At 65.1% G+C, this 8225-nt stretch carries 7 protein-coding genes and 1 pseudogene; 5 read left to right on the forward strand and 3 right to left on the reverse strand.

Annotated features, from left to right (window positions below):
• Together ACEQXV_RS03205 and ACEQXV_RS03210 are read right to left on the reverse strand one after the other, a co-directional pair.
• On the reverse strand, positions 1-552 hold a 552-nt coding region (locus tag ACEQXV_RS03205; protein ID WP_370267868.1), incomplete at its 3' end, for an alcohol dehydrogenase catalytic domain-containing protein.
• A 142-nt stretch (positions 553-694) separates the two neighbouring features.
• The gene (locus tag ACEQXV_RS03210; RefSeq protein WP_370267870.1) at positions 695-3151 is read right to left on the reverse strand and encodes an FAD-dependent oxidoreductase; all 2457 of its coding nucleotides are present in this window, start codon (positions 3149-3151) and stop codon (positions 695-697) included.
• 71 nt (positions 3152-3222) lie between these two features.
• Here ACEQXV_RS03210 and ACEQXV_RS03215 point away from each other — a divergent pair, with 71 nt between their 5' ends.
• Genes ACEQXV_RS03215 through ACEQXV_RS03230 form a run of 4 tightly spaced genes read left to right on the forward strand, consistent with a single transcriptional unit; the run spans position 3223 to position 6052 of the window.
• Entirely contained in the window at positions 3223-4122 is a 900-nt protein-coding gene (locus tag ACEQXV_RS03215; protein ID WP_370252145.1) for a MurR/RpiR family transcriptional regulator, read from the forward strand.
• Positions 4119-5204 (forward strand): aromatic ring-hydroxylating dioxygenase subunit alpha, encoded by a 1086-nt coding sequence (locus ACEQXV_RS03220; RefSeq protein WP_370267872.1) that lies wholly within the window; start codon positions 4119-4121, stop codon positions 5202-5204. The genes ACEQXV_RS03215 and ACEQXV_RS03220 overlap by 4 nt, the downstream gene beginning before the upstream one ends.
• Entirely contained in the window at positions 5194-5613 is a 420-nt protein-coding gene (locus ACEQXV_RS03225) for a GFA family protein (protein ID WP_370252147.1), read from the forward strand. The genes ACEQXV_RS03220 and ACEQXV_RS03225 overlap by 11 nt, the downstream gene beginning before the upstream one ends.
• A gap of 49 nt (positions 5614-5662) precedes the next feature.
• Entirely contained in the window at positions 5663-6052 is a 390-nt protein-coding gene (locus ACEQXV_RS03230) for a carboxymuconolactone decarboxylase family protein (RefSeq protein ID WP_370252148.1), read from the forward strand.
• Here ACEQXV_RS03230 and ACEQXV_RS03235 read toward each other — a convergent pair.
• On the reverse strand, positions 6043-6963 hold the full coding sequence (locus tag ACEQXV_RS03235; RefSeq protein ID WP_370267874.1) for a LysR family transcriptional regulator: 921 nt from the start codon (positions 6961-6963) through the stop codon (positions 6043-6045). The two genes, ACEQXV_RS03230 and ACEQXV_RS03235, sit on opposite strands and share 10 nt — an antisense overlap.
• A 72-nt stretch (positions 6964-7035) precedes the next feature.
• Between ACEQXV_RS03235 and ACEQXV_RS03240 the strand changes: the two are divergent.
• Positions 7036-8225: pseudogene (locus tag ACEQXV_RS03240) on the forward strand (indolepyruvate ferredoxin oxidoreductase); the annotation flags it as partial.

Genomic DNA, 8225 nt, shown 5'->3' on the forward strand with positions numbered 1-8225 from the left:
CGCGCGGGTCAGCATGCCCTCGGCGGTGGAGTAGGAGCAGGAGAAGGTCGCGAGCTCCGCATCGGTGAGATCGGACTGCACGGCCAGCGCGTTGCGCGCCGGAATGGTGCAGAACTCGGCAAAGCCGCCATCGCGTTCCGATCCGAAATAACCCGTCTTTGCCTTGTTGGTCAGGTCGTCGGGGTCGCGCAGCCAGTTGTCGGTGATCACCCTCTCGCCGATGCGGGCCGCGTCGACGCCATCGCCCACGGCCACGATCCGGCCGCAGACATCGGCCCCCTGGATGCGCGGGAAGGCCAGCGGTGCGCCGCCCCAGGAAGGGTCTTCGTCGTTGATCGTCTCGAAGCCCTCGCCCGTGGTGCGATCGGTCACGGCCTTGGAATACCAGCCCGAGCGGGTGTTGACGTCGGTATTGTTCATGCCGCAGGCACCCACGCGGATCAGCACCTCGCCGGGGGCGGGCTGCGGAACCGGCCAGTCTTCGCGCCAGTCGTATTTGTCGAGCCCGCCATGCCCGGTCAGGATCATGGCCTTCATCGTGGTCGGGATCATCGGCGCTCTCCTTTCATGCGTCTGGTTTCGCCGCGCGTTGCGCGTCGATCCGGGCGCGACCGGTCCGGTCGCGCGGGGAAGGGGGCGCTGCCCCCGTCGCCTGAGGGCGACTCCCCCGGAGTATTTTCGCCAAGAAGAAGGGTCATGTTGCAAGCACCATCGTGGCATCGGTGCGCGGCAGGAGGCTGTCCGGGTCATGGGCGGGCTGGCCGAGCACGGTGGCTTCGCGCGGCGCGCCCGCGATGATGACGGTGAGAGACTGGCCGGGGGTGGCGGCCTCGGGTTTGACATAGGCGAAGGCGAGGACCTGGCCCACCGTGTGGCCAAAGGCGACCGATGCGGTGGAACCGACGCGGCGGCCCTCCATCAGCACGGCCTCGCCGCCATGGCCATCGTGTTTGCCGTCGGGCGCGATGGAAAGGTAGGCGCAGACCCAGGGCAGGTCGCTGTTCAGGGTCCTGTCCTTGCCGAGATAGTCCTTGTCGGTGCGGGCGAAGCGCAGCACGTCGGCCTCGGCGAGCGTCACCTCGTTGGTGAGTTCGCCCGCCCCCTTGAAGGCCTTTTCCATTCGCAGCGCGTTCATCGCGAAGCTTCCGTAATCGGCGATGCCATGGGGTGTGCCCGCGGCCCAGAGCGCGTCATAGACCGCAAGGGCGCTGTCGCGGGGGATGTGCAATTCCCACCCGAGCTCGCCCGCGTAGGACATGCGGAAGGCCCAGAGCCGGTGACCCGCGACCTCGATTTCCTGCGCCGAGAGCCATCGGAAGCCTGCGTTGGAGAGATCCGCATCGGTGCAGGCGGCCAGCACGTCGCGCGCACGCGGGCCATTGAGCGCCAGCGCCGCCCAATCGGTCGAGAGGCAGGTGACGGTGACATCGGCCCCGCCCCTGTGGGCGGCGAGGTGATCCAGCAGACGCTGTTCGAAGAAGGCCGCGCAGACGAGGTAGAAGCGGCCTTCGGCCAGTTTCACCACGGTGGTTTCCAGCTCGATCCGGCCCCGGCGGTTGAGCATGTGGGTGAGCGCGATTCCCCCTACCTTCTGCGGCAGGCGGTTCGCGACGAGCCCATCCAGCAGGCGTTCCGCGTCCGGCCCGGAAACCTCGACCTTGGTGAAGGCGGAGATGTCCATGATGCCCACGGCCTGCCGCACCGCGCGGCATTCGGCCCCCACCACGTCATGAACCGGCGTGCGGCCGAAGCCGTAGTAATCGCGCTGCTCCACGCCGTCCCTGGCGAACCAGCGGGGCCGTTCGTGGCCGTAGACCTCCTCGTAGACGGCGCCCTTGGCCTTGAGGCGTTCGTAAAGCGGCGAGGGCTTCACCGGTCGGCCTGCCAGCCGGTTGAAATGGGGAAAGGGGATTTCGTGGCGCAGGCAGTAGTCCTCTTTCGCCGTCACCACCAGCCACTCCTTCGTGGCGTAGCTGCCGAAGCGGCGCGGGTCATAGTCGCGCATCGAGATGTCGGCGGCCCCATGCACCATCCAGCGCGCGAGCTCTCGCGTCAGCCCCGGGCCCCAGCCAATGCCGATCTGGGTGCCGCAGCAGCACCAGTAATTCTTCACGCCCGGCGCGGGCCCGATCAGCGGGTTGCCGTCGGGCGGATGGCTGATGGCGCCATGCACTTCGCGCTGGATGCCAAGCTCCGCGAATATGGGCATGCGGTTCAGGCTTTCCTCCAGCCAGGGCATGACCCGGTCGTAATCGGCGTCAAAGAGCCAGTTCTCGTAGTCCCACGGGCATTTGTCGATCCAGACCGCGTTGGGGTTGGCCTTTTCGTAGATGCCGATGAGGCCGCGTTTCTGCTCCATCCGGATGTAGCCCGAGACCTTCTTGTCGTCCCGGATGACGGGGAGTTCCTTGTCCAAAGCCTCGAATTCCGGCACTGGCTCGGTCACGAAATAGTGGTGGGTCATGGAGGTCATGGGCAGTTGCAGGCCCGACCATTCGCCCATCTGGCGGGCATAGGTGCCGCCCGCGTTGACCACATGTTCGCAGGTGATGATGCCCTTGTCGGTCTCGACCACCCATTCGCCGGATGGGGCCTGGGTGATGTTGGTCGCGCGGGTGTGGCGGAAGATGCGCACGCCCTTGGCCCGCGCGCCAGCCGCCATCGCCATCGTGACGTTGGTGGGGTCGACATGGCCGTCATCGGGGGTGTGCAGCGCGCCGAGCACCCCGTCGAGGTTGTAGAACGGGTGCAGCTCGGCGATGCGGTCGGGGCCCACAAGCTCGATATTGAAGCCAAGTGCGCGCCCGACCGACAGCGTGTGGCGCAGCCAGTCCATCTCGTCGCCCGTGTAGGCCAGCCGGAAGGACCCGCAGCCGTGCCAGGTGACGGGCTGGCCGGTCTCGCGCTCCAGCCCGCCGGAGTAGAGCCCGATGTTGTAGTCCACGCATTTGCCAAGCGAGAACGAGCTGGTCGAATGGGTGATCTGCCCCGCCGCATGCCAGGTGCTGCCCGAGGTGAGTTCGGCCTTCTCCAGCAGGACCGTGTCCGCGCCCCAGCCTTCATGCCCGAGGTGATAGGCCAGCCCGACCCCCATCACGCCGCCGCCGACGATGACCACGCGGGCGTGGGTGGGAAACTCTTTTTGGGACATCGAGGAGAATCCTGTCGCTTGGATCACTTTTCGATGGACAGGCTAATCGCACATTTATACCATCGTCAATCATGAATGATACAAACATACCAAGCCCGACGACCAACGCCATTCTCGACCGTCTGACCGAGGAATGGGACGCCCTGACTCCCGAGGCGCAGAAGGCGGCGCGTTACGTGCTGGAAAACCCGCAGGATGTGGGTGTCTCGACCGTGCGCGAAATCGCGGAGGCCGCGAATGTGAAGCCCAACACTGTCGTGCGCATGGCGCGGCAGGCGGGCTTCGAGGGCTACGAGGATTTCCGCGCCCCGTTCCGCGAGGCGATCCGGCGCGGGGCCGTGCCGCTGGAGGACCGGGCGCGCTGGTTGCAGGACATTGCCAAGACGGGCGATCTGGGCGGGCTTTACGCCGACATGGTGGGGGCCGCGATCCGCAATATCGAGGAAACCTTCGCAGGCATCAGCGCGCAGGCGTTGAAGGACGCGGCCGAGGCCATCTGGTCGTCGCGCCAGGTCTTCACGCTTGGTGTCGGGGTCAACAACTCGAACGCGCGCAATTTCACCTACCTGGCGTCAACCGGCATGGTGCAGTTTCACGCCATTCCGCGCCCCGGCTCGACCCCCGTGGATGACCTGGCCTGGGCCGACCACCGCGATGTTCTGATCGCCATTACCTGCCGCCCCTACCGGCGCGAGGTGGTCGAAGCCGTGCGTATTGCCCGCGAACAGGGCATGACCGTGATCGGCATTTCCGACAGCCCCGCAAGCCCGATCATCCGCGCCGCGCAGCATCGGTTCTGCGTGGCCGCCGATACCCCGCAATTCTTCCCGTCCTCGGTCTCGACCATCGCGCTTCTGGAGACGCTGCTGAGCTTCGTCATCTCGGTTGCCTCAGACGAAATCGTCCAGCGGGTCGAAACCTTTCACCGCCGCCGCCACCAGTTGGGCATTTACGAGGAGGATCCCGAATGAACGCACCGCTCGTCCATTCGCTCGAGGCGCGCTACTACACCGATCCCGCGATCTACGCAGCCGAGCAGGCGGGGCTTTTCGCCCGCAGCTGGCAATTCGCGGGCCATGCCGGCCAGCTGGAGAACGCGGGCGACTATTTCGCCTTCGACCTGGCAGGCGAAAGCCTCTTCTGCATCAAGGGGCGCGATGGCGAGATCCGCACCTTCTACAACGTCTGCCAGCACCGGGCGCATCAGCTGGTCGAAGGGGCGGGGACGACGCGCGTGGTGGTCTGCCCCTACCATGCTTGGACCTATGAACTGACGGGCGAACTGCGCGCGGGGCCGAATATCAAGGCGGTGCCGGGCTTCGACAAGTCCAGGGTCTGCCTGACGGAAGTGCGCACCGAGCTGTTCCTGGGATTCATCTTCGTCAACCTCGACCCCGACGCCAAGCCGATGGACGAGTGGTTCCCCAACGTGCGCGCCGAGCTGGAGGGTTTCGTGCCGAACTGGGCTGATCTCAAGCCGCTCGAATGGGTGGAGATTCCGGAAAACTGCAACTGGAAGGTCTCGGTCGAGAACTATTCCGAATGCTACCATTGCTCTATCAACCACCCGACATTCGCCACGGGCGTGATCCGGCCCGAAACCTACGATATCCAGCCGCAGGGCTATTGCCTGCGGCACACGACGGAATGCAACAACCTCGACCAGATGACCTATGACATCCAGTCGGGCTTCGCCAATAACGAGAAGTATTCCAGCTGGTTCCTGTGGCCGATGTTCAGCTTCCAAGTCTATCCGGGCAACCTGCTGAATACCTATCACTGGCGGGCCACCGATGTGGGCCGGGTGGTGGTCTGGCGCGGCTGGTATTCGGTAGGGGGCGAGGACAATGACACCGTGCGCCGCATGGCGGTGCAGGACCGCGCCACCACGGTCGAAGAGGATATCCGGCTGGTGGAATCGGTGCAGCGCGGCCTGCGATCTCGGGGCTATGTGCCGGGGCCGCTGGTGGTCGATCCCGGCTGTGGGGTGAATTCCGAACATTCAATCCTGCACCTTCAGAAATGGATGCGCGAGGCGGTCGATGGGCAATGATTCCGTGCGCGGGCGCTGCCTGTGCGGCCAATTGAAATACCGGGCGGCGACGGGGCCGCTCTGGACGGCGCTGTGCCATTGCGAAAGCTGCCGCCGCGCGGCCTCGGCCCCTGTTGTGGCGTGGATGGGCTTCGATGTGCGCGAGGTGGAATGGGACGGGGATCGGCGCCTCTTTCAATCCTCAGCGCATGCCACGCGCGGCTTTTGCCCCACCTGCGGCAGCCAGATGAGTTTTGAAAGCGCGCGCTGGCCGGGCGAGGTGCATCTTTACGCGGTCACCCGCGACGATCCCCAGAACTACCGGCCCCAGTTGCATTGCTACACCGACGAACACCTGCCGTGGCTGACCATTGACGATGATCTGCCGCGCTTTGCCGGCACTGCCGAGCTTGACGACGGGGCGCATTAGATGGCTCTGTGACCGCCGCGACCCCGGCAACGCCTTGAAAGGACCCAAGATGAGCGCATTCGACGAAGACCTGTTCCTCAAAGGGCTGGAGCAGCGAAAGGCCACGCTTGGGGCCGAATACGTGGAAAAAAACCTCGCCGCGGCCGATGACTTCACCCGGCCGTTCCAGGAGGCGATGACGGCCTGGTGCTGGGGCTTTGGCTGGGGCGACGAGGTGATCGACCCCAAGACCCGAAGCATGATGAACCTCGCCATGATCGGGGCCCTGGGCAAGATGCATGAATGGGAGCTGCATTGCCGCGGGGCGCTGAACAACGGTGTGAGCAAAGAGGAAATCCGCGCGATCATTCATGTCGTCGCGATCTATTGCGGTGTCCCGCAGGCGTTGGAGTGTTTCCGCGCCGCGCGCAAGGTTCTGGAAGAGGCCGGTCAGCTCTGATCTTTGGCGAATAGCCTGGTCACGATGCCGCGCAGCCACTGGCAGCCGGGGTCGGTTTCGGTGCGTTCATGCCAGACCAGGTTGACCGCCTGGCGGCCGAGATCGGCGCGCGCGGGCAACAGCACCGCGCCACCGTCTTCGGCAAGTTTGGCGGCGAATTGCCCGGGCACGATCGCGGCTGCTTCCAGCGTATCGAGCATCGCGGGCAGCGCGCCGAAATGGCTCATCCTCAGACAGACCCGGTCGGCCAGCCCGAGACGCGTGTGCATCGCCTCGATCTCGCGCGCGAAGGTGGCCGAGGGGGCCACGAGGATGAGCCGCGCGCGCGTCAGGTCCACGGGGCCGCGCGCCGCAAGGGCAGGGCTTGCAATGACGCGGTAGTCGTCGCGAAACAGCACCTGCTGGCGCATGGTGGGCAGCGCAAGGTCGATCAGGCCAATGGCTATGTCGGCCCGTCGTGAGGATAGGGTTTCGGCCAGTTCCCCTGCCGGGGACGAGACGTTTTCCAAGGTGACGAAAGGGGCCTTGTCAAAGACTGTCGCGGCAAGGCGCGGCAGGAAATTCTGTTCCCCGAGGCCCGACAGAGACAGGCGAAAGCGGCGGCGGCTCGTGCCCGGATCAAAGCCCGCGACCGAGGTGAGCGTCGCCTCGATCCCCGCCATGTGCTCCTTGATGCCGGGCAGGATCGCCTCGGCAAATCCGGTGGGCACCATGCCCTCGCGGGTGCGCTGGAACAGCGGATCGCCAAGCGCCTGGCGCAGCCGGGCCAGCGCGTTCGAGGACGCAGGCTGGCTGAGGCCAAGCTGAGCACCCGCGACCGAGACCGAGCCTGTTTCCGCGATCCGCACCAGCAAGGAGAGCAGGTTGAGGTCGATCTGCCGGATGTTCATCATGATTTTGAATGTCGCCAATTCCAACTATCAGTTGGACATTAATTTACTGACGCGCCAGATTTGCACAAGCCGGATCAGGGAGGATCGGGGATGGAACGCTCTTTTGCCAAGGAAATCGAAAGCCTGAAACTGGGAGAAGGCGACCGGTTTCACGGCGAGGGCATCCTGGCCGTGACCAAGGCGCTGTTGCAGTCTGGCGTGTCCTATGTCGGAGGCTACCAGGGTGCGCCCGTCTCTCACCTGATCGACGTGATGGTGCAGGCCGAAGATCTTATGCAAGATCTGGGCGTGCATGTGGAACCCTGCACCAACGAAGCCTCTGCCGCCGCGATGCTGGGGGCGTCGATCATGTATCCCGTGCGTGGTGCGGTGACGTGGAAATCCATCGTGGGCACCAATGTCGCGGCCGATGCGCTGTCGAACCTCGCGTCGCCCGGTGTCATGGGCGGGGCCCTGATCATCGTGGGCGAGGATTACGGCGAAGGGGCCAGCGTGATCCAGGAACGCACCCATTCCTTCGCGATGAAATCGGCGATCTGGCTGATGGACCCGGTGCCGGACCTGCCCACCATCACAAGGATGACCGAGGCGGCCTTCCCTCTGTCCGAGGCGTCAAATACCCCCGTCATGCTGGAGTTGCGAATCCGCGCCTGCCACGTGCAGGGCACCTTCGAGGCCAAGGATAACGTGGCTCCGCGCGTGTCGATGAAAGAGGTGCTGAAGAACCCCGCACCGCATCTATACGATCACCTGGCCCATCCGCCCGTGACCTTTGCCCACGAGAAACGCAAATACGACGCGCGCATGCCCGCCGCACGGCGCTTCATCCAGGACCATGGCCTGAACGAACTGGCCGAGGGGGCTGGGGGAGATGTCGGGATCATCGTGCAGGGCGGCATCCGGCCTGCGCTGATGAAAGCGTTGCAGGAGCTGGGGCTGGCCGATGCCGAGGGCAGGACGGACCTTCCCATCCTGACGCTGAACGTGGTCTACCCGCTGGTGCCCGAACAGATCCTGTCCTTCGCGGAAGGGAAGAAGGCGCTTCTGGTCGTCGAGGAAGGCCAGCCCGAATATATCGAGCACGAAATCGGCTCGATCCTCAGACGGGCCGACCGGCAGATCAAGCTGGCGGGCAAGGACGTGCTGCCGATGGCGGGCGAATATTCCGCCCCGGTTCTGGTGGCAGGGATCGGGGCCTTCCTGCGCGCCCATCAGCCCGCGCTTGGCAATCGCGTCAACGAAGACGCCTATGCCAGCGAAATCGACGAGCTTCGCGCCGA

Source organism: Nioella sp. (assembly GCF_964229645.1).
In the GTDB taxonomy this organism is placed as follows: domain Bacteria; phylum Pseudomonadota; class Alphaproteobacteria; order Rhodobacterales; family Rhodobacteraceae; genus Nioella.

Bases quoted from the DNA above. Each gene is read 5' to 3' on its own strand.
- ACEQXV_RS03215 (WP_370252145.1), top strand. From the start codon at position 3,223: ATGAATGATACAAACATACCAAGCCCGACGACCAACGCCATTCTCGAC.
- ACEQXV_RS03210 (WP_370267870.1), bottom strand. From the start codon at position 3,151: ATGTCCCAAAAAGAGTTTCCCACCCACGCCCGCGTGGTCATCGTCGGC.
- ACEQXV_RS03220 (WP_370267872.1), top strand. From the start codon at position 4,119: ATGAACGCACCGCTCGTCCATTCGCTCGAGGCGCGCTACTACACCGAT.
- ACEQXV_RS03225 (WP_370252147.1), top strand. From the start codon at position 5,194: ATGGGCAATGATTCCGTGCGCGGGCGCTGCCTGTGCGGCCAATTGAAA.
- ACEQXV_RS03230 (WP_370252148.1), top strand. From the start codon at position 5,663: ATGAGCGCATTCGACGAAGACCTGTTCCTCAAAGGGCTGGAGCAGCGA.